This window comes from Leisingera sp. ABM4_103, assembly GCF_056158685.1.
This window is the reverse complement of the sequence record NZ_JBSWTU010000005.1, coordinates 758,640-779,041: the sequence shown is the minus strand read 5'-3', so window position 1 is coordinate 779,041 and position 20,402 is coordinate 758,640. Positions and strand designations below refer to the sequence as shown.

At 65.7% G+C, this 20,402-nt stretch carries 21 protein-coding genes; 11 read left to right on the top strand and 10 right to left on the bottom strand.

The features are described 5' to 3' along the window. Window positions 1–76: 76 nt before the first annotated feature. Window positions 77–1,105 (bottom strand): tryptophan--tRNA ligase, encoded by a 1,029-nt coding sequence (gene trpS / locus ACXAED_RS05340; protein WP_475047442.1) that lies wholly within the window; start codon window positions 1,103–1,105, stop codon window positions 77–79. 100 nt (window positions 1,106–1,205) lie between these two features. On the opposite strand from trpS, the gene ACXAED_RS05335 reads away from it, so the two are divergent. Beyond that, window positions 1,206–1,892: a rhomboid family intramembrane serine protease gene (locus ACXAED_RS05335; RefSeq protein WP_475047440.1), complete on the top strand. Its 687-nt coding sequence runs from the start codon at window positions 1,206–1,208 to the stop codon at window positions 1,890–1,892. 116 nt (window positions 1,893–2,008) lie between these two features. Here ACXAED_RS05335 and ACXAED_RS05330 read toward each other — a convergent pair whose 3' ends face one another. From ACXAED_RS05330 to ACXAED_RS05310, 5 genes are all read right to left on the bottom strand, one after another. Next, entirely contained in the window at window positions 2,009–2,206 is a 198-nt protein-coding gene (locus tag ACXAED_RS05330) for a YgaP family membrane protein (protein ID WP_475047438.1), read from the bottom strand. 87 nt (window positions 2,207–2,293) lie between these two features. Further along, complete coding sequence (locus ACXAED_RS05325; protein ID WP_475047436.1) at window positions 2,294–2,881, bottom strand: Crp/Fnr family transcriptional regulator; 588 nt, start codon at window positions 2,879–2,881, stop codon at window positions 2,294–2,296. After that, a complete protein-coding gene (gene murJ, locus ACXAED_RS05320) occupies window positions 2,878–4,428 on the bottom strand; it encodes a murein biosynthesis integral membrane protein MurJ (protein WP_475047435.1) in 1,551 nt (516 codons plus the stop codon). The genes ACXAED_RS05325 and murJ overlap by 4 nt, the downstream gene beginning before the upstream one ends. Beyond that, the gene (locus ACXAED_RS05315; RefSeq protein WP_475047433.1) at window positions 4,425–7,265 is read right to left on the bottom strand and encodes a [protein-PII] uridylyltransferase; all 2,841 of its coding nucleotides are present in this window, start codon (window positions 7,263–7,265) and stop codon (window positions 4,425–4,427) included. Before ACXAED_RS05315 ends, murJ begins: the two co-directional genes overlap by 4 nt. Then, on the bottom strand, window positions 7,225–8,391 hold the full coding sequence (locus ACXAED_RS05310) for a penicillin-binding protein activator (protein ID WP_475047431.1): 1,167 nt from the start codon (window positions 8,389–8,391) through the stop codon (window positions 7,225–7,227). The genes ACXAED_RS05315 and ACXAED_RS05310 overlap by 41 nt, the downstream gene beginning before the upstream one ends. An 87-nt stretch (window positions 8,392–8,478) precedes the next feature. Between ACXAED_RS05310 and rsmI the strand changes: the two genes are divergently transcribed. The 4 genes from rsmI (at window position 8,479) to ACXAED_RS05290 (ending at window position 11,629) form a co-directional block, all read left to right on the top strand. Beyond that, window positions 8,479–9,336: a 16S rRNA (cytidine(1402)-2'-O)-methyltransferase gene (gene rsmI, locus ACXAED_RS05305; RefSeq protein WP_475047429.1), complete on the top strand. Its 858-nt coding sequence runs from the start codon at window positions 8,479–8,481 to the stop codon at window positions 9,334–9,336. Between the two features lie 3 nt (window positions 9,337–9,339). Continuing rightward, window positions 9,340–9,714: a YraN family protein gene (locus ACXAED_RS05300; RefSeq protein WP_475047428.1), complete on the top strand. Its 375-nt coding sequence runs from the start codon at window positions 9,340–9,342 to the stop codon at window positions 9,712–9,714. 71 nt (window positions 9,715–9,785) lie between these two features. Continuing rightward, complete coding sequence (gene gshB, locus ACXAED_RS05295) at window positions 9,786–10,721, top strand: glutathione synthase (protein WP_475047427.1); 936 nt, start codon at window positions 9,786–9,788, stop codon at window positions 10,719–10,721. Next, complete coding sequence (locus ACXAED_RS05290) at window positions 10,721–11,629, top strand: alpha/beta hydrolase fold domain-containing protein (RefSeq protein WP_475047425.1); 909 nt, start codon at window positions 10,721–10,723, stop codon at window positions 11,627–11,629. The genes gshB and ACXAED_RS05290 overlap by 1 nt, the downstream gene beginning before the upstream one ends. Here the strand turns inward: ACXAED_RS05290 and ACXAED_RS05285 are convergent. The 4 genes from ACXAED_RS05285 to cobU form a co-directional block, all read right to left on the bottom strand. Then, window positions 11,618–13,126, bottom strand: coding sequence for a YifB family Mg chelatase-like AAA ATPase (locus tag ACXAED_RS05285; RefSeq protein ID WP_475047423.1), 1,509 nt, complete (start codon window positions 13,124–13,126; stop codon window positions 11,618–11,620). The genes ACXAED_RS05290 and ACXAED_RS05285 overlap by 12 nt on opposite strands. A 113-nt stretch (window positions 13,127–13,239) precedes the next feature. Continuing rightward, the gene (locus ACXAED_RS05280) at window positions 13,240–13,923 is read right to left on the bottom strand and encodes a glutathione S-transferase (RefSeq protein ID WP_475047421.1); all 684 of its coding nucleotides are present in this window, start codon (window positions 13,921–13,923) and stop codon (window positions 13,240–13,242) included. 58 nt (window positions 13,924–13,981) lie between these two features. Then, window positions 13,982–14,563: a histidine phosphatase family protein gene (locus ACXAED_RS05275; protein ID WP_475047420.1), complete on the bottom strand. Its 582-nt coding sequence runs from the start codon at window positions 14,561–14,563 to the stop codon at window positions 13,982–13,984. Continuing rightward, the gene (gene cobU, locus ACXAED_RS05270) at window positions 14,560–15,078 is read right to left on the bottom strand and encodes a bifunctional adenosylcobinamide kinase/adenosylcobinamide-phosphate guanylyltransferase (protein WP_475047418.1); all 519 of its coding nucleotides are present in this window, start codon (window positions 15,076–15,078) and stop codon (window positions 14,560–14,562) included. Before cobU ends, ACXAED_RS05275 begins: the two co-directional genes overlap by 4 nt. A 276-nt stretch (window positions 15,079–15,354) precedes the next feature. Here cobU and ACXAED_RS05265 point away from each other — a divergent pair, with 276 nt between their 5' ends. From ACXAED_RS05265 to ACXAED_RS05240, 6 genes are all read left to right on the top strand, one after another. Next, window positions 15,355–16,233: an RNA polymerase factor sigma-32 gene (locus tag ACXAED_RS05265; protein WP_475047416.1), complete on the top strand. Its 879-nt coding sequence runs from the start codon at window positions 15,355–15,357 to the stop codon at window positions 16,231–16,233. Further along, the gene (locus tag ACXAED_RS05260) at window positions 16,230–17,066 is read left to right on the top strand and encodes a ChaN family lipoprotein (protein WP_475047415.1); all 837 of its coding nucleotides are present in this window, start codon (window positions 16,230–16,232) and stop codon (window positions 17,064–17,066) included. Before ACXAED_RS05265 ends, ACXAED_RS05260 begins: the two co-directional genes overlap by 4 nt. 222 nt (window positions 17,067–17,288) lie before the next feature. Next, window positions 17,289–18,485: a bifunctional phosphopantothenoylcysteine decarboxylase/phosphopantothenate--cysteine ligase CoaBC gene (gene coaBC / locus ACXAED_RS05255; RefSeq protein ID WP_475047413.1), complete on the top strand. Its 1,197-nt coding sequence runs from the start codon at window positions 17,289–17,291 to the stop codon at window positions 18,483–18,485. Between the two features lie 37 nt (window positions 18,486–18,522). Beyond that, window positions 18,523–18,978, top strand: a complete 456-nt coding sequence (gene dut, locus ACXAED_RS05250; protein WP_475047411.1) for a dUTP diphosphatase — start codon at window positions 18,523–18,525, stop codon at window positions 18,976–18,978. Beyond that, a complete protein-coding gene (locus tag ACXAED_RS05245) occupies window positions 18,978–20,027 on the top strand; it encodes a HesA/MoeB/ThiF family protein (RefSeq protein ID WP_475047409.1) in 1,050 nt (349 codons plus the stop codon). Before dut ends, ACXAED_RS05245 begins: the two co-directional genes overlap by 1 nt. 9 nt (window positions 20,028–20,036) lie before the next feature. Then, window positions 20,037–20,387, top strand: a complete 351-nt coding sequence (locus ACXAED_RS05240; RefSeq protein ID WP_475047407.1) for a hypothetical protein — start codon at window positions 20,037–20,039, stop codon at window positions 20,385–20,387. Window positions 20,388–20,402 lie beyond the last annotated feature (15 nt).

Genomic DNA, 20,402 nt, shown 5'->3' with positions numbered 1-20,402 from the left:
CGCGTCCCGGCAAAAAAGAAGCCGCCCCCGGAGGGGCGGCTGAAATGCGGCCGGTTTCCGCCAGCGGCGTCCCGTTTCAGAAGCTTACGGGCGGAACCATGCCGACGATGTCATAGGTCTTGCGCAGGATCGGTGCGGTGATTTCGCGTGCGCGCTCCGATCCGCGGGACAGGATCTTGTCGATTTCGTCCTGGTGCTGCATCAGCCGCGCCATCTCGGTCGAGATCGGAGCCAGTTTCGACACCGCCAGATCCGCCAGCATCGGCTTGAACTCCGAGAACTGCTTGCCGCCGACATCCGCCAGCACCTGTTCCACGCTCTGCTCATTCAGCGCGGCGAAGATGTTGATCAGGTTGCGGGCCTCGGGGCGGTCTTCCAGGCCTTCGGTTTCGGAGGGCAGCGCCTCGGGGTCGGTCTTGGCCTTGCGGATCTTCTTGGCGATGGCATCGGCGTCATCGGTCAGGTTGATGCGGGAGGCGTCGGAAGGGTCCGATTTCGACATCTTCTTGGACCCGTCGCGCAGGCTCATGACGCGGGTGGCGGCGCCTTCAATCACCGGCTCGGTTTCCGGGAAGAAGTTGACGCCGTAGTCATGGTTGAACTTGATGGCGATGTCGCGGGTCAGCTCCAGGTGCTGTTTCTGGTCCTCACCCACCGGAACATGGGTGGCGTGGTAGACCAGGATGTCCGCCGCCATCAGCGCCGGATAGGCAAACAGGCCCAGCGAGGCGTTTTGCTGGTTCTTGCCCGCCTTGTCCTTCCACTGGGTCATCCGCTGCATCCAGCCCATGCGGGCGACGCAGTTGAAGATCCAGGCCAGCTGTGCGTGTTCGGGCACCTGGGACTGGTTGATCAGAATCGAGTCTTCAGGGTCGATCCCGGCGGCGATGAAGCCGGCGCAGAGCTCGCGGGTGGATTTCTGCAGATCCGCGGGATCCTGCCAGACGGTGATCGCATGCAGATCGACCATGCAATAGATGGTCTCAATGTCTTTGGCCTGCCAGTCGACGAAGCGCTTCAGCGCACCGAGGTAATTCCCCAAGTGCAGGTTGCCCGAAGGCTGGATCCCCGAAAAGACGCGCGGGGTGAAGCTGGTTTCGCTCATGGCCGGAAACTCCCGTCTGGAATTATGCACCATCGTCGCTTACCCATGGGGCCAGGATAGGTCAACAGGCGCGGGAGATTCCGTGCCGCAAGGAGTTTGGATGAGCAGCCAGCCCCACAATGCCCCGGTCAACCCTTTGCCCGCCGCGGTGGTGGCGCTGGTCCTGATCATCATCGGGATCGAGGCCGTGTTTTCACTCGGCGCGCGCGGCATCCTGGGCGGTCCGGAGGCAATCGGCTGGCGGCTGGAGGCGATCCAATCCTATGCGTTTTCCAGCGAGATCTTCTGGTGGATGCAGGAGAGCAGCCGCTGGCTGCCGGAGCATCTGAAGCGGTTTGTTTCCTACATCTTCGTGCATGGCGCATTTACCCATGCGTTGTTTGTCTGCGTCTTTGTGCTGGCGATGGGCAAGATGGTCGGCGAGGTGATGGGCGATCTGGCGATGGTCATCATCTTTATCCTGTCCGGCGCCGGCGGCGCGCTGGGTTATGCGCTGCTGGTCAGCGGCGGACAGCCCCTGATCGGCGGCTTCCCGGCGGTTTATGGGCTGATCGGGGCGTTCACCTTTTTGCTGTGGCGCTCGCTGGCCTCGGTCGGGGCGCAGCAGAGCCGGGCGTTCACGCTGATTGCCTTCCTTATGGGGGCGCAGCTGGTGTTCGGGCTGCTGTTTGGCGGGCAAAAGGACTGGGTCGCTGACCTGGCGGGTTTTGCCACCGGGTTCGGGCTGTCGTTTTTCCTGGCGCCGGGCGGCTGGGCGCGGATCCGCAACCGCATCCGCCACGATTGATCCGGGGCGCTCCCGCCCGCTGGTGACGCCCCTGGCGGGGCATCGCCAGCCGTTGGGCCGGGCCGCGCTGACGCGCGGCGGCTTTGCCGCCCTTGACCCGGCATTGGCCGGAAGGCTCAGCCCTGTTTTTTCAGCGGGCAGGTGTTCAGGCCGATGATCTGATAAAGCGGGCAGTAGCCCATGAGGCCGGTCGCCAGCGGCACCAGGCCAATGAGGCCCCACAGGGTTTGCGGGCCGATGAACACCAGCGACAGCAGGATCAGGCCGAGGATTACGCGCAGGGCGCGGTCGAGGGTGCCTTCGTTACGGGGCATTGTGCGGTCCTTTCGAACTCAGGTTGCAATTTCTGAGCCTATTTTAGACCGCAGCAGGGGGGCTGTCGGTGACAGTGTCACCAAAGCTCAGGTTTCATCCTGAGCCACCCGCTCCAGCCCGGCGCGGTCGAGGATGCGCAGCTGCCCGCGCTGTGTTTCGACCAGCCCGAGGCGGGCGAATTCGCGCAGGCGGCGGGTGACGAATGCGCGGCCGGAGGCGGTTTCGGCGGCCAGCGCGTCATGGGTGGTGCGGATCTCATCGCTGTTCTGTGCCAGCCGCAGCAGCACCCGGGCGAGGCGGGCGTCAAAGCCGGTGAGGGCGACGTCCTCGACCAGCTGCTCGTAGTCGGCAAAGCGGCGGGCGACGGCGGTCAGGACTTCGCTGCGGAACGCCCCGTCCTCCGACATCGCCTGACGGAATGCGGCGTGCGGGATGATCTCGCCTTCCAGCGGGGTTTCCGCGACGCCCTCCGCCGCATAGGTGCGCCCGTCGGTGAGGCAGGCGAAGGTCTGCAGGCAGACATCGCCCGGGCCGACGCGGTAGAGCACCACCTCGCGGCCGTTGGCTGCGGTCAGCTTGACCTTGATGCGGCCGGAGGTGAGGCGGACAAAGCCGGGGCAGTCCTGGCCCGGGCGGAATAGCACTGTACCAGCGGGGCAGGCGAGGCGGTTCATGCCTGTCTCCGGCGGCTGAGCGCACTGCGGAATTCCGACAGGCGGAAGGCTCCAAGCGCCTGGCCGACGGCGAAGTAGACCACGCCGCCCAGGACCACCAGACCCAGCAGGGACAGGTAGCGCCAGTAGTCCAGGGTGAACAGCCAGCCCGCCGTTTGCGCCACCGTGTAGAGCACCGCGCCCATCACCGCAGAGGCGGTCAGGATACGCCAGGCGCGGCGGCGGAAGCGGGCATCGAACCGCGCTTCCTCCCCCATGCCGCGGGCGCCGAGCGCCAAGAGCGCCACCATGGCCCAGCCTGCGGCAGAGGCGGCAATGGCGGGGGCGATCCAGCCCAGAACCGGTTTGAGGCCAAAGGCCAGCCCGGCGTTCACCGCCATCGCCACCAGCGCATAGTGGAACGGGGTCCGGGTGTCTTCGCGCGCGAAATAGAGCGGCTGCAGCACCTTTTGCAGCATGAAGGCCGGGAGGCCCGCGCCGTAGATGGCGACCGCGATGGCGATCGCGGCGACGTCTTCGGGGCCGGTGGCGCCGCGCTCATAGAGGACAGAGACCAGCGGCAGCGGCACGGTGATGAAGGCAACGGCGGAGGGGACGGCCAGCAGCAGCGAAAACTCCCCGGCGCGCGACAGGGCGTCTTGCGAGCCCGCGCCGTCACCGGCCCGCAGGCGGCGCGACAGGGCGGGCAGCAGCACGATGCCGACGGCAATGCCCACGACGCCCAGCGGCAGCTGATAGAGGCGGTCGGCGATGAACAGCCAGCTGGCGGCCTTCTCGATGTCCGAGGCTACGTATTGCCCGACCACAAGGTTGATCTGGGTGACACCCATGGCCAGCGCCGCAGGCACGGCAACCCGAACCAGATTGCGCATTTCGCTGTTCCAGCGCGGCAGGCCGGGGCGCAGAGAGATGCCTGCCCGGGCTGCGGCAACCCAGACCAGCGCCAATTGTGCTACGCCGGCCACCGGGATCGTCCAGACCAGCCAAATTACCACGTCGCCTCCCAGGATCGCCCCGGCCGTCATCGCTGTGCAGGCGAATATATTGAGCAGCACCGGCGCGGCGGCCGCGGCGGCAAAGCGTCCGGTGGCGTTTAGCACTCCGGAAAACAGCGCCGCCAGCGACATGAACAGAATGTAGGGAAAGACGATATGGCCGTATCCCACCGCCATATCGAACCGCGCATCGCCGACAAAGCCGCCCGCCGTGAGCCAAACCAGTCCGGGCATGAACACCATGCCCAGGCCGACCAGCGTCAGCACCGCAGCAGCCAGCAGGTTGAAGGCCTGCTGCGCATAGGCGGTGGCGTCGTCGCCAGCCTCGTAGCGTTTGGCAAAGGCCGGGACAAAGGCCGCGTTGAAGGCGCCTTCGGCAAAGAAGCGGCGGAACATGTTGGGCAGGCGGAAGGCCACGATAAAGGCATCCAGCACCGGCCCCGGGCCGATGAAGGCGGCGATCAGGATCTCGCGCGCAAAGCCCAGCACGCGGCTGGCCAGCGTCCAGAACCCGACGGTCAGGAACCCCGAAAGCAATCTGATTGGCTTCATATATCTGCCCGCTTTGCGCCCTCGGCAATCGCCTCGCGCAGCTTCTTCTCCAGCGTCCGCTGTTTGGACTCGGAATAGTACTTCAAGCCGAACATGTCCTTGACATAGAAGGCATCCACCACCTGCTCGCCATAGGTCGCAATCACCGCATTGGCAATATAGACGTTGGCCGCGGCCAGGGCGCGTGCCAGGTCATAGAGCAGGCCCGGCCGGTCGCGGGTGTCGACCTCGATGATGGTGTAGATCTCCGAGCCTTCGTTGTCGAAGGTGATGTGGGTCGGCACCTTGAAGGCGCGCTCGCGCTTCTTGATCTTGTCGCGGGATTTCAGCGCATCGCGGGCAATTACCTCGCCCTTGAGCGTCTTCTCGATCATCTGCTTGAGCCGGTGCAGGCGCATCGGGTCGAAGGGGTGGCCTTCGCTGTCCTGGATCCAGAAGGCGTCCGTGACATACCCGTCCTTGGTGGTGTAGGAGCGTGCGTCCACCACATTGGCCCCGACCAGCGCCAGCGCGCCGACGATGCGGGCAAAGATGCCGGGGTGGTCTTCCATCACGAAACAGGCGCGGGTGGCGTCGCGGTCGACGTCAGGGTAGAGCCGGATCATCACCTCGCCAGGGTCTCCCTTGGCGGTGAATTCGCGCAGCATCTCGGCAAAGTCCACATGCGCGGTGACATGCAGCCCGTGCCAGTAGGGCGGGTAGTGGCGGGCGGTTTCTGTCTTTAGGTCTGCCTTGGACCAGTCCGGCAGCGCCTTGCGCAGGGCTTTCTTGGCGGACGCGCCGCGGTGCTCGCGGTTCAGCGCTTCCATGCCGCCCTCAAGCGCGGCGCGGGTCTGGCCGTAGAGCGCCCTGAGCAGCGCCGCTTTCCAGTTGTTCCAAGTGTCCGGTCCGACGCCGCGGATATCGCAAACGGTCAGCAGCAAGAGAAGGTCCAGCCGCTTGACGGTCTGCACTGCCTTGGCGAAGTCGCGCACCGTACGCGGGTCGGCGATGTCGCGTTTCTGGGCCATATCCGACATCAGCAGGTGATAGCGGACAAGCCATTCCACAGTTTCGCATTCCGAGGGTTTCAGCCCCAGCCGCGGCGCCACCTTGCGGGCAATCTGGGCGCCGAGGATCGAATGGTCCTGCGCGCGGCCCTTGCCGATGTCATGTAAGAGCATCGCCACCATCAGCACCTTGCGGTTCAGCCCCTTGCGCAGCACCTCCGACGACAGCGGCAGCTCATCTTCCAGCTCGCCGCGCTCGATGGCGGCGAAATTGGCGATCACCTGGATGGTGTGTTCGTCCACCGTATAGGAGTGGTACATGTTGAACTGCATCATCGCCACGATCGGCTCGAATTCGGGCAGGAAGGCGGACAGCACCCCCAGTTCGTTCATCCGCCGCAGCGCGCGTTCCGGGTTGCCGTGCTTGAGCAGTAGATCGAGGAAGAGCTTCCGCGCTTCCTTGTCGTTGCGCATGTTTTCGTCGATCAGGTGCAGGTTCGCTGTCACCAGCCGCATCGCGTCCGGATGGATCAGCATCCCGGTGCGCAGCGCTTCCTCGAACAGCCGCAGAAGGTTGACCTTGTCCTGCAGAAACGCCTCCGGGTCGACAACATCCAGCCGGTTGTGCACCACCCGGTAGCCCGGCTTGATCCGCGGGCGGCGGCGGAAGATCCGTTCCAGCAGCGGCGCGCCTTTCTGGTGGCTGGCCTCCAGCTTGGTCAGGAAAATCCGGGTAAGGTCGCCGACGCGAGTGGCATGGCGGAAATAGTCCTGCATGAACAGTTCGACACCGCGACGGCCGGCCCGGTCCTCGTACCCCATGCGCGAAGCCACTTCGACCTGCATGTCAAAGGTCAGCTGCTCGGTGGCGCGGCCGGTGGCCAGATGCAGATGCGAGCGCACTGCCCACAAGAAGGACGCCGCCTTGGCGAACAGCTCCATTTCCTCGGGGTGGAACAGGCCCAGGGGCACCAGGTCTTCGGCGTCCTTGACCTGGTAGAGGTACTTGGCGATCCAGAACAGTGACTGCAGGTCGCGCAGGCCGCCTTTGCCCTCTTTCACGTTGGGCTCAACCACATAGCGCTGGCCCTGTTTCAGGTGGCGGGCGTCGCGTTCGGCCAGCTTGGCTTCGATGAACTGCTCGGCATCCTTCGAGAACAGCTCTGCCCGCAGCCGCTTGTCCAGCTCCTTGGCCAGCGGCGCGTGGCCGGCCAGGAACCGGTGCTCCAGCATCGCGGTGCGGATGGTGTAGTCCTCGCCGCCCAGCCGGATGCAATCCTTGATGGTGCGGCTGGCGTGGCCGACCTTCAGCCGCAGGTCCCACAGGATATAGAGCATGGATTCGATGACGCTCTCGGCCCAGGCGGTGATCTTGTAGGGGGTCAGGAACAGCAGATCGACATCCGAGGCCGGCGCCATCTCGCCCCGGCCGTAACCGCCGACCGCCAGCACGGCGATACGCTCGCCGCGGGTCGGGTTGGCAAGCGGATGCAGCAGGCCGCTGGCCACATGCAGCGCGGTGGTGACCAGCCCGTCGGTGAGGAAGGTGTAGGAGCGGGTCAGCTCGCGCGCGGCAAAGGGTTTGGCGGCAAAGGCCTCGGCAATGACTGCGCGCCCGGCCTTGTTCGCGGCGCGCAGGATCTTCACGGTTTCGCCGCGCAGTTCTGCCGGGCTGGTATCCGCTGCCGTTGCTTCGATCTGCGCACGGACGGCCGTGGCGTCAAAGATGTCCGCGGGGTCGCAGATGAGCGGCCCCAGCGGTTCGGGATACCCGTTGGCAGTGTGCCGCGGGGAGCCGGCGGAGGCTTCAGAAACCTGCGCCGGCGAAGCTGCTTGGGGCTGGGTCAATGACTACGACCTTCTGTTCTTGGATGGTGGCAACTGCCAGGCCGCGCTCATTGGTGCCGTCGGGCCGCAGACGGAAGATGCCGCCGGCCCCTCGGAAACCTGCCCCTTGGGTCAGTGCGCCGCCGGTCAGGGCGTCGGATTTACCGGCCGCGACCAAGGCGCCGATGGCGGCAATGCCGTCATAGGCGAGGCTGCCGATGGAATGCGGTGCTGCACCATAGCTGGCCTGGTAGCGGGCGCTGAACTGCTGCACCTTGCTCTGGTCCGGCAGGGCAAACCAGCCGCCTTGCACGCCGGGCAGGGTGAGGGTTTGCGGCGGGATGTCCCAGCGGGTCAGGCCGATGTATTGCGTCACCGACGGATCGACGCCGGCTTCGGGCATCAGCTGCGCCAGCAGCGGCAGCGCGCCTGCGGTAGTCGAGGTCAGGAACACAGCATCCGCACCCGCCGCTTCGGTGCGGATGGTGGGGATGGCATTGATCACGCCCTGCTGCGACAGCTCATAGCCCACGCTGCCTGCAATACTGACACCGCTCTCGCTGGCTGCGCGCTGGATGGCAGCACGGCCTGCAGAGCCGGCTGCATCATTGCCGCCGACAATCAGGATGTTGCGCTTGCCGTTGCGGGCCGCAAAGCTGGTCAGCCTGCGGGCGGTGTTGTCGAATGTCGGCCCCAGGATAAAGACATTGCCGCCGGCAATCGCCGGGTTGTTGGAGAAGGCCAGCACGTTCACGCCGCGCTGGCGGGCGGCGATACCCGCCGCATTGGCGGCCTCGGCATAGACCGGACCCAGGATCACCCGGGCGCCGTCGTCCAGTGCTTGCTGCGCGGCGGTGGAGGCGGTTGCCGGGTTGCCTGCGGTGTCATAGACCCGCAGGTCGATCTGCGCCCCCTGCAGGTCGCCGATTGCCATCCGGGCGGCATTTTCCAGGCTCTGGGCCAGCACCCGGTCGCCCTGCTGGGCGGAACCGCGCGGCACCAGCAGCGCTACCGGCACGGGCTTGGACGTGTTAATTGTCGGGCCGGTGCCGATGGCAACCGGATCACAGGCAGTCAGGGCAATGGCGGAAAGTGCCGCGGCGGCTGTCAATGCCGCCTTGCGGGCCCGTTTGAAAACAGCAAACATAATGGCTTGAAACTCCGTTCTCCCGGCGCGGTTGCGCCGTGTGGGTTTAAAGACGGATCATAAACGACCAAAAAGGCGGGTCCAGCGTTGAATCACCAGAATGTCATATTGTCCCCCGGGCTGTACTTTGTTGCCACTCCGATAGGCACTGCCCGCGACATTACCCTGCGTGCGCTGGATGTGCTGGCCTCGGCCGATGTGCTTGCGGCTGAGGATACACGCTCGCTGCGCAAGCTGATGGAGATACATGGCGTGCCGCTGGGCGGGCGGCGGATCATCGCCTACCACGACCACAGCGGCACCGGCGCGCGGTCGAAACTGCTGGAGGCGCTGGCGGAGGGGAAATCGGTTGCCTATGCCTCCGAGGCCGGGATGCCGCTGATCGCCGATCCGGGATTTGACCTCAGCCGCGCCGCGGCGGAGGCGGGTCACACGGTCACCTGCGCGCCCGGCGCCTCGGCGGCGGCGACTGCGCTGACATTGGCCGGGCTGCCGACGGATGCGTTTTTCTTTGCGGGCTTCCTGCCCAATGCCTCCGGCGCCCGCCGCAAGCGGCTGGAGGAGCTGCGGGAAATCCCCGGCACGCTGATCTTCTATGAATCGCCCAAGCGCGTTGCCGCCTCGGTGGCGGACATGGCCGCGGTGCTGGGCAACCGCCCGGCGGCGTTGTGCCGCGAGCTGACCAAGAAGTTCGAGGAAGTGCGCCGGGCGCCGCTGGCGGATCTGGCCGGGGGTCTGGAGGTCAGCCCGGTCAAGGGGGAGATCGTGCTGCTGGTCGACCGCGCGCAGGAAGCGGAGGTGAGCGAAGGCGATCTGGAAAGCGATTTGCAGGCGGCCTTGAAGGGTAACTCGGTCAAGGACGCCGCCGGGATCGTCGCCGAGATGCACGGGCTGCCCCGGCGCAAGGTCTATCAGCTTGCACTGCAGCTGGCGAAGGGCAGCTGAGGCATGACCCGCGCCCGCCAGCACCGCGGTGCCCGCGCCCACCTGGCGGGCGAAGCGGCAGAGGAGATCGTGGCCCGCCACTATGAAAACCGCGGTTATACCGTGGCAGAGCGCCGGTGGCGCGGGCAGGGCGGCGAGATCGACCTGATCCTGCGCGGGCCGGACGGGCTGGTTTTTGTCGAGGTGAAGCACAGCGCAACCAGCGCCGCGGCGGCCCTGCGCATCACCCCGCGGCAGGCGGAACGCATCTATGCCAGCGCCGGGCAGTATCTGGAGAACACGCCGCAGGGGCAGCTGACGCCGGTCCGCTTTGACGCGGCGCTGGTTGATGGAACAGGCGCCGTGGAAATCATCGAAAACGCTTTCGGGATGGATTGAACCGCGTCTGACCCATTGAACCCCGGGGCGGGGTGCGCCATGTATTTGGCCAGTTTACAAGGGATACAGCCATGAAGATCGCCTTTCAGATGGACCCGGTCATGGGCGTGGACATCAACGCGGACAGCAGCTTCCGCCTGGCCGAAGAGGCACAGGCGCGCGGGCATGAGCTGTTCTTCTACGGCCCCGACCATCTGGCCTATCAGGAGGGCCGCATCACCGCCCGCGGCCATGACATGACCGTGCAGAGGGTGGCAGGCACACCGGCGGTCCTGGGTCCGGAACGCGAGGTGGATCTGGCGGATTTCGACGTGGTCTGGCTGCGCCAGGATCCGCCGTTTGACATGCACTACATCACCTCGACCCATCTGCTGGACATGCTGAAGGGGCAGACGCTGGTGGTGAATGACCCGTTCTGGGTCCGCAATTACCCTGAAAAGCTGCTGGTTCTGAACTTTCCGGATCTGACGCCGCCGACCACCATCGCCCGTGATTTGCAGACCATCAAGACTTTCAAGGAGAAGCATGGCGACGTGATCCTCAAGCCGCTTTACGGCAATGGCGGCGCCGGCGTGTTCCGGCTGGATGCGAACGACCGCAACCTCACCTCGCTGCACGAGCTGTTCACCGGCTTCAGCCGCGAGCCGCTGATCGTGCAGAAATTCCTGCCCGACGTCAGTAACGGCGATAAACGCGTGATCCTGGTTGACGGCGAGCCGGTTGGGGCGATCAACCGCGTTCCTGCGGCGGGCGAGACCCGGTCCAACATGCATGTAGGCGGCCGGCCCGAGAAGATTGGTCTCAGCGAACGCGATCTGGAGATCTGCGCCGCCATCGGCCCGCTGCTGCGCGAAAAGGGCCAGATCTTTGTCGGCATCGACGTGATCGGCGACTACCTGACCGAGATCAACGTGACCTCGCCCACCGGCATTCAGGAGCTGGAGCGGTTTGATGGGGTGAACATCGCCGAGAAGGTCTGGCAGGCGATCGAAGCCAAGATCCGCTGATGAGCTGGCAGCGCCGGGCCATCAATGCGTGGATGCGCTATGGCATGAAACCGGTGCTGCAGGTGACCAGCAGCCCGGACCTGGCGCGCAGGGTCTTTGAGCTGACCGCGCCGCTGTTCTGCCCGGCGCTGCCATACACCCGGGTGTTGCGGCGGCCTGCACCGGTGCCGCTGTATCTGGTGTCTGCGGGACGGACCCGTAGCAGGCAGGTCATCCTGTTCCTGCATGGCGGCGCCTTTCTGGCTGGCAGCGCCCGGGCCTATCAGGGGATGCTGTCCCGTCTGTCTTATGCTTCCGGGTTGGAAATTGCGGTACCGGATTACAGGCTGTTGCAGGAGGCTCCGTTCCCGGCGGCGTATGATGATGCGATGACGGCGTGGCAATCCCTGCGCCAAATGGGGTACGGGCCGGGTGACATTCTGCTTGCGGGCGACAGTGCTGGCGGCGGGCTTGCACTGGCACTGCTGGGCGGGCTTCTGGCCAAGGGCGAGCGCCCGGCGGGTGTGGTTGCGTTTTCCCCTTGGTGCGATCTGACGCTGAGCGGCGCAAGCATCAGCGCCAACCAGGCCAAGGATGTGCTGATCCCGACGGGGCGGATGAAAGAGGTTGTGGAGCAGTATCTGGCGGGCGCGGACCCTGCTGATGCCCGTGCGTCGCCTCTCTTCGCCGAGTTTACCGATCCTCCGCCGGTGCTGATCCAGGCAGGCGACGTCGAAGTGCTGCTGTCGGATGCGGAGCGGATGGCGGAACGGCTGCAGGCCGCGGGCGGCAGCGTTCGCCTCACCCTGTGGCGCGATGTGCCGCACGTCTGGCAGTTCATGGCCGGGCACTTGCCGGAAGGGCAGGCGGCGCTGGAAGAGGCGGCCGCCTTTGCGGTCACGGCGCTGGACAGCAGCTCAGCGGGTTGAAGGCAGCCGGAAGCTCAGCGCCTCGGCGAAATGGGGGCGCTGGACCCTTTCTTCGCACGCGAGATCCGCAATCGTGCGGGCCACCCGCAGCACCCGGTGATAGCCGCGCGCGCTGAGGCCGAACCGTTCGGCGGCGCGGACCAGCAGGGTGCGGCTTTCGGCATCCGGGGCGGCGATCTCCTCCAGCAGGCGGCCCTCGGCATCGGCGTTCTGGCGCAGGCCGGCATGGTCATGAAACCGCGCTGCCTGCATCTCGCGGGCGATGGCCACCCGCTGCGCCACCTCAGCAGAGCCTTCGGCGCTGGGCGGCAGCTCCAGGTCGGCAACATCCACCGGCGGCACGTCCAGGTGCAGGTCGAAGCGGTCCAGCAGCGGGCCGGAGATACGGCCCAGGTAATTCGCCCCGCAAATAGGCGCCTGAGAGCAGGCGCGGTTGGCATCGGCCAGATAGCCGCATTTGCAGGGATTGGCGGCGGCCACCAGCATGAAGCGGCTGGGGTATTTCACGTGCGCATTGGCACGTGCCACCATCACCTCGCCGGTTTCCAGCGGCTGGCGCAGGGTTTCCAGAACAGGGCGGCCGAACTCCGGCAGCTCGTCCAGGAACAAAACGCCGTTGTGGGCCAGGCTGATCTCGCCGGGCTGGGCGCGCCGCCCGCCGCCCGCAATCGCCGCCATTGAGGCGGTGTGGTGCGGTTCCCGGAACGGGCGGGCGCGGCTGATGCCGCCCTCGTCGATCAGCCCGCACAAGGAATGAATCATCGAGGTTTCCAGCGCTTCCGCGGGCGACAGCGGCGGCAGGATCGAGGGCAGCCGCGCCGCCAGCATCGACTTGCCTGAGCCGGGCGGGCCGATCATAAGCATGTGATGGCGCCCGGCGGCAGCGATTTCCAGCGCCCGCTTGGCCGTTTCCTGGCCTTTCACGTCACGCAGGTCCTTGCCGCCCAGCCCGCTGACGGCCTCACCGGGTGCCGAAGGTTCGATGCGCCGCTGGCCGGTGAAATGCTGCACCACCTCCGTTAGCGTGGCGGCGCCGATCACCTGCGCGGCATCGACCCAAGCCGCCTCCGGCCCCGATGGTTTCGGGCAAAGCAGCATCCGGCCTTCCTCCGCAGCGGTCACAGCGGCAGGCAGGGCGCCGACCACCGGCATCAGCTGGCCGTCCAGCGATAGCTCCCCCAGCGCGATGGTCTCCTCGGCCTTTTCGGCCGGCAGGATGCCGATGGCAGCGAGCAGGGCCAGGGCAATCGGCAGATCGAAGTGGCTGCCCTCCTTGGGCAGGTCGGCAGGTGACAGGTTTATGGTGATCCGGCGCGAGGGCAGGGCGATGGACATCGCCGCAAAAGCCGCCCGGACCCGCTCGCGCGCCTCGGAAACCGCCTTGTCCGGCAAACCGACCACGGAGAAGGCGGGCAGGCCCGGGGCAACGGCGCATTGCACCTCGACCAGCCGAGCCTCGACCCCCTGAAAGGCAACTGTGTAGGACCGTGCGGTCATCTCTCCCAACCCTCCTGGTTCAGGGAGAAATGCTTGGCAATCGTGGTTTCCGAGTCGTTAACGCGAGGGGCGGGCGAATGCGAATTCACGCAGAATTCGCGCTCGCTGCAGGTTCAGTCCAGCGGCCAGGGGCGCCGCGGCAGATCCATTGCGTAAGGCTCAGGGTCATAGCTGACTTCATGCGCCTGCTCCTGCCAGCGCAGGACCGCGGGGTCGGAGAGCAGCAGTTTGCAGTAGGCCCGGGTCTCAGCGGACACCGGCAGGCCGTAACCGACGATCCGCGCCGCAACCGGGGTGTAGAACACATCCGCCAGCGAATAGTCCCCGAACAGATAGCCGCTGCCATGCCCCGAGACCTTACGGGCATGGGAAAACAAGGTTTCGATCCGGTTCAGATCCGCCTTCACTGCGTCAGACGCCTCAAACCCCTCATACACATGGGCCAGCTGCATCGGGCATTCGCCGCGCAGCGCGCCAAAGCCCGCGGCCATTTCCGCGCAGAGCCAGCGCGCTGTGGCCCGCTGCGCCGGGCTGGAAGGCCACAGGGCTGCCTCCGGGTGCCGCTCGGCCAAGGTCTCGGCAATGGCAAGGCTTTCGCCGATCACCGTGCCTTCGGGCGTGCGCAAGGCGGGCACCAGCCGGGCAGGTGCAAGATGCGCCATGTCATCCGCCATGGTTCCTGAATAAAGCCCCACCATATGCACAGAGTGGGCCAGGGAAAATTTTTCGAGCATGAGCCAGCCGCGCAAGGACCAGCTGGAGAACATGCGGTCGCCAATGTAAAGTTCGTAAGCCATGCCAACAGGCTAGCGTCTGGCGGAGTATCGCGAAATGGAATGTTTGTGATGGCGCCCGTCACGGCAAGTGATTGATCACACCTGTTTGCCAGCCCTCGGGCCCATGCAGCACTTCGCTGACCGACAGGTTGTCGATGCGGTGTGCAAAGGCCTCTTCCGCGGTCAGCAGTTCCGCCCGCTGAATTTGCGTCAGGATCTGGCCGAAGTGGCCCACCACGATCAGATCGCGGCCCCGATGCGCGTCAATCAGCCCGTCAACCGCCGCATTCACCCGGTTGCAGACCTGGTGCCAGCTCTCGCCGCCCGGCGGGGTCACATCGCCTGGGGTCTCCCAATAGGCGCGGATGCGCTCCGGGTCCTCGGCGTCCACCTCGGCCCAGGTCCGCAGCTCCCAGGCGCCAAAGTGGATTTCGCGCAGGGCCTGCACGTGCGGCAGGCGCTGGCGGCGTCCCTGGATGGCGGTGGCGGTCTCTGCCGCGCGGGACAAGTCCGACGACACGACCAGCGCGTCGACGGGAAGGTAGTCCGACAGGCGCGCCAACGCTGCCGAATCAGACAGGTCGGCGGGCAGGTCCGACCAGCCGACCATTGATTTGGCGTGAGTTGGCCCATGCCGGATCAGGAACAGCCGGGTAATCATATGGCCCCCTTCAGCACCAGCGGCAGCCCCGCGGTCACTTGCACAACGGTGTCCGCCCGCGCCGCCAGCGCGATGTTGAGCCGCCCCTGCGCCTCGCGGAACCGGCGGGCCAGCGCGTTTTCAGGCACGATGCCAAGGCCGGTTTCATTGGACACGATCACCAGGTCCGCCTGGCAACTTTCCACAGCCGCCAGCAGCCCGTCCTGGGCGGCTTGCAGGTCATGATCTGCCAGTAAATGATTGGTCAGCCACATAGTGGCGCAGTCCATCAGGCAGATCTGGCCCGGCTCCAGTGCGGCTAGAACCTTGCCCGCCGTTTCCGGCTCCTCAACAGTGTGCCAGCCCGAGCCCCTTTGTTTGAGGTGCCGGGACACTTTCGCGCGCATTTCACTGTCGAAAATTTGCGCAGTAGCCCAGTAAACTCTGTCTTTCCCGGAGTTTATGCAAAGCTGTTCGGCAAAGGCTGACTTCCCCGAGGCGGCGCCGCCAAGAATAAAAGTTACATTTGCAGGCATTCTTTGCTAACCTGTAAGTACGAAGCCGTTCCTGTGGGTAACCGCAGGGCCCGGTGAAGACAAGAGACCGCAGCATCCCGGGGTTCCACTTATTAAGGCCGGGAAAGTCTGTGCAAGGGGCCAAAATAAAATTTTACCTTCCCATTTTGGCCTTTGGATGAGCCAAGAGTCGCATCCAGTGCGCGGTTGCTGTCGGCCTATTTAAACCGGGCCCCCGTTTGTTCCATGCGCGTCCCCAGGCGGCAGTTTGTTAATTAGTTTCCGGGGGGAAATCACATGGCACTTGATCAAACAGTCGAAAACCCATTGCCGAGACAGGCGATGAAGGCGGAGCTTTTGGACGCCGAAACAGAGCGGCGGCTGGCCTATGCCTGGCGCGACGACCGCGATGTCGAATCGCTGCACCGGCTCATTAACGCGTATATGCGCCTCGCCATTTCCATGGCAGCCAAGTTCAAGCGGTACGGGGCGCCGATGAACGATCTGATCCAGGAGGCGGGCCTCGGCCTGATGAAAGCGGCCGACAAGTTCGATCCGGACCGCGGTGTTCGGTTCTCGACCTATGCGGTCTGGTGGATCAAGGCATCGATCCAGGACTACGTGATGCGCAACTGGTCGATGGTGCGTACCGGCTCGACCTCGTCGCAGAAGTCTCTGTTCTTCAACATGCGCCGGGTGCAGGCGCAGCTGGAGCGGGAGGCGCGGTCCTCGGGCGTGCGTCTTGACCAGCATCAGCTGCACCAGAAGATCGCCACCGAGATCGGCGTGCCGCTGCGCGATGTGGAGATGATGGAGGGGCGCCTGTCCGGTGCCGACTTCTCGCTCAACGCGGTGCAGTCCACCGAAGAGGAGGGGCGCGAGTGGATCGACGCGCTGGAGGATGACGCTTCCCAAGCCGAAGAGCTGGTGCAGGAGCGGCACGACCGCCGCCAGCTGCGCAAATGGCTGGTCACGGCGCTGCAGGCGCTCAACGACCGCGAGCGCTTCATCATCACCGAGCGCAAGCTGCGTGAACGGCCGCGTACGCTGGAAAGCCTCGGCACCGAGCTGGGTCTCTCCAAGGAGCGGGTGCGCCAGCTGGAGGCTGGAGCCTTCCAGAAGATGCGCAAGAGCCTTGAAAGCCAATCGCGCGAGGTGCACAGACTGCTTTCATGAGAAAGCGGTTTCAAATCCTGAAAACACTGGCAAGCGCCGCCGTTCTGGCGGCGCTTAGCCTGTCTGCCGCCCGCGCTGGTGAACTGTCCGAGGCGATCGAAGTGCTGCGCGGCGCGGATGTGGCGATACTTGGCGAGGTGCATGACAATGCGGTTCACCACCAGCGGCAGGCAGCGCTGCTGGCAGCGTTGCAGCCCAAGGCCGTAGTCTGGGAGATGATCACGGCAGAGCAGGCGGCCGGGCTTGATCCGGACATGCTGGCGGATGCGGAGCAGGTCGCGCAGGCCTTGGACTGGGCGCAGTCCGGCTGGCCGGAGTTCGTCCTTTATGCGCCCGTCTTTGCGGCAGCCATGGGCGCCCGCCAGTACGGCGCGCTGGTGCCGCGGGGGGAAGCCTCCAGGGCGCTGGATCAGGGCGTGGCCGCCTATTTCGGCGCGGAGGACGCCGCACGTTTTGGTCTTGATCAGCCGCTGCCGGCTGCTGAGCAGGCGGCGCGCGAAGCAGATCAGCTGGTCAATCACTGCAACGCGATGCCGGCAGAGATGCTGCCGGTTCTGGTGGACTTCCAGCGCTTGCGCGACGCGGCTTTGGCCGCTGCCGGGGACATGGCCCTGGCGGAAACCGGCGGTCCGGTGGCTGTCATTACAGGCAATGGCCACGCCCGCACCGACCGCGGGCTGGCGGTGTACCTGGCCAAGGCACGACCTGAGGCCCGGATCCGCAGCGTGGGGCAGTCGGAGGACGGGCAGATCAGCGGCACTTTCGATGTGGTGCTGGATGCCCCGGCGGCAGAACGTCCCGATCCCTGTCTGGTGTTTCAGAAAAGCAATTGAGGAACTTTGCGCACGCAGCTGACGGTGCATTTGTACCTGACCGCGCCGTGCGCAGCGCGGCGCCCGGCCCAACGCCGCCAGGGACAGGGGCCGAAGGTCCGTGCCGCGCGGGGGCGGGAGCTTCTGCTTGCGCCCTCGTGCTGCGGGGCGGGACCGGGAAAACCGTTTCACACTTGCGCTGCGGCGCAGTACAGTCGCGGCAAACCGGGCGAGGACGCGCAAATGCTGGCTGGCAAACATATTCTTCTGATCATCGGCGGCGGCATCGCGGCCTATAAGTCACTGGAGCTGATCCGCCGCCTGCAGGACCAGGGCGCCCGGGTGACCCCGGTGCTGACCAAGTCCGGTGCCGAGTTTGTGACCCCCCTGTCAGTCTCGGCGCTGGCCGGAACGCCCGTGCATCAGGAGCTGTTCGACCTGACGGCGGAGGCTGAGATGGGCCATATCCAGCTGTCGCGCAGCGCCGATCTGCTGGTGGTGGCGCCTGCAACGGCTGACCTGATGGCGAAGATGGCTCAGGGCCACGCAAATGACCTCGCCTCGACGCTGCTGCTGGCCACCGACACGCCGGTTTTGCTGGCACCCGCCATGAACGTGCGCATGTGGGACCACCCCGCCACCCGGCGCAATCTTGAAACCCTGCAATGGGACGGTGTCTCTTTCGTGGGCCCAAATGAGGGCAGCATGGCCTGCGGCGAATTCGGCCCCGGGCGGATGGCGGAGCCGGAGGAGATCCTGGCCGCCATCGCCGCCAAACTCGCGGACGGGCCCTTGAAGGGCAAGCGCATTCTGGTGACCTCCGGTCCCACGCACGAGCCGATCGACCCGGTGCGCTATATCGCCAACCGCTCCTCCGGGGCGCAGGGGGCGGCGGTCGCCCGTGCTCTGCGGGACCAGGGGGCGGACGTGGTGTTCATCACCGGCCCGGCAGCGGTCCGCCCGCCGGAGGGCGTGCAGGTGGTGCCGGTGGAAAGCGCCCGCGAGATGGAGGCAGCGGTGCAGGCGGCGCTGCCCGCCGATGCCGGGGTCTTTGCCGCCGCGGTGGCGGACTGGCGGGTCGCCAGCGCCTCGGACCGCAAACTGAAGAAATCCAAGGACGGGCTGCCGGTTCTGGAGTTCGCCGAGAACCCTGACATTCTGAAATCCGTCTCGCAGATGAAGGACGGCCGCCCGCCGCTGGTGGTTGGTTTTGCCGCGGAAACCAACGACGTGGTGGAAAACGCCACTGCCAAGCGCAAGCGCAAGGGTTGCGACTGGATCGTCGCCAATGACGTCTCGCCTGCAACCGGCATCATGGGCGGCAGTGAAAACGCGGTGATCCTGATCTCTGACGACGGTGCTGAGGAATGGCCGCGGATGGGCAAGGATGAGGTCGCGCGCAAGCTGGCAGAACGGATTGCTGCGGCGCTGGCCGGGTGATTTTGAGTATTTTGGGAAAGATGAAGAGGGAGCGGGTATGGTCACGATCCGTGTGAGCCATGAGGAAGCTGCGGACCGGGATGTGCCGCTGCCGTCTTACGAGACTGCTGGCGCTGCCGGCGCCGATGTGCGCGCCAACCTACCGGACCGAGGCTGCCTGGTGCTGCAGCCGGGAGAGCGGGCGCTGGTGCCGACCGGGCTGCGCATCGAGATTCCGGAAGGGTTTGAGGTGCAGATCCGCCCCCGCTCCGGGCTGGCGCTGAAACACGGCATCACCTTGCCCAACACTCCGGGCACCATCGATAGCGACTACCGCGGTCCCTTGGGGGTGATCCTGCTGAATGCGGGGCAGGAGGCCTTCCGGATCGCGCATGGCGACCGCATTGCGCAAATGGTGGTGGCCCCGGTGCTGCAAGCGCGTTTCGAGCTGGCGGATACGCTGTCAGAAACCAGCCGCGGTGCTGGCGGCTTTGGCTCCACCGGGCAGGCCTGATGCTGCGGATCCTGATTCTGGCAGCGCTGATCTGGTGGGGCGGGCGCTTCCTTGGCCTGCCGCGCAACCTGCGCCTTGGCCTGCTGGCGGTGCTGTTCATCGCCGTGCTGGCGGTTCAGCTTACGCTGCCGGACGGGCATCCCTTGCGGGAAGGCACCGGCGGTTCGGTGGCACCCTGGCTGATGCTGGGCGGCTTTGCCCTTGTGGCCGGTTTCTATGCGCGTATCGTGACGGCTTTGAAGACCCGCGCCCAGCCTCAGGATACACCGGTGACTCAGCCCGCAGGGACGTTCACCGAAAGCGAGCTTGACCGCTATGCCCGCCATATTGTCCTGCGGGAACTGGGCGGGCCGGGGCAGAAGAGACTGAAGCATGCCAAGGTGCTGGTGATCGGCGCGGGCGGTCTCGGCGCACCCGCGCTGCAGTATCTGGCCGCTGCCGGGGTTGGCACCATCGGGGTGATCGACGACGACGTGGTCGACAACGCCAATCTCCAGCGCCAAGTGATCCACCGGGACAAGGATATCGGCACGCCCAAGGTGTTCTCCGCCCAGGCGGCGATGGAGGCGCAGAACCCCTATGTGGAGGTGCGCCCATACAACCGCCGCCTGACGGAGGAGATCGCGGCGGAGCTGTTTGCGGAGTATGATCTGATCCTGGACGGCACCGATAACTTTGACACCCGCTATCTGACCAACCGCACCGCCGTGGCGCTGGGCAAGCCGCTGATCTCCGGCGCGCTGTCGCAGTGGGAGGGGCAGCTGAGCGTGTTTCACCCGGCCGAAAGCGGGCCTTGCTATCAGTGCATCTTCCCCGAGGCTCCCGCTGCCGGCCTAGCGCCCAGTTGCTCCGAGGCCGGGGTGATCGGCCCGCTGCCGGGTGTGGTCGGGTCGATGATGGCGGTGGAGGCGGTCAAGCAGATCACCGGGGCCGGAGCCGTCTTGCGAGGCGAGATGCTGATCTATGACGGGCTCTATGGTGAAACCCGCAAGATCCGGCTGTCCCGGCGGGACAGTTGCCCGGCCTGCGGCGGCACGCCAGCAAGCTGATCCTTTCCCGTGAATGAGGCCTACTACATTGCGCTGCTGTGCGGCGCCCTGTTCGGCGGCCAGCCGGAAACGGTGCATGAGTTCACCTATCCTGGCGGGGCGGCTTCGATCCGGACTGACTGTGAAAACGGCAACCGGGTCATCGAGTTCGGCCTAGACAAGCGCACCAGTCTCGACAGTCTCCAGCAGTCGATGTTTGCGGCGGAAATCACCGGGAAGGAGCCTGTGGTTGTGCTGATTGACACCGATGGCGCGATGGGCCGCTTCGAGTGGAGGATCGCCCGCGCGGCAAATGTGGCAGGGGTTCCGATCCGGATCATTCCAGCGGCGCTGGCGGACGGCCTGGGGGCTGGCGGCTGATCAGCCCATATCTTC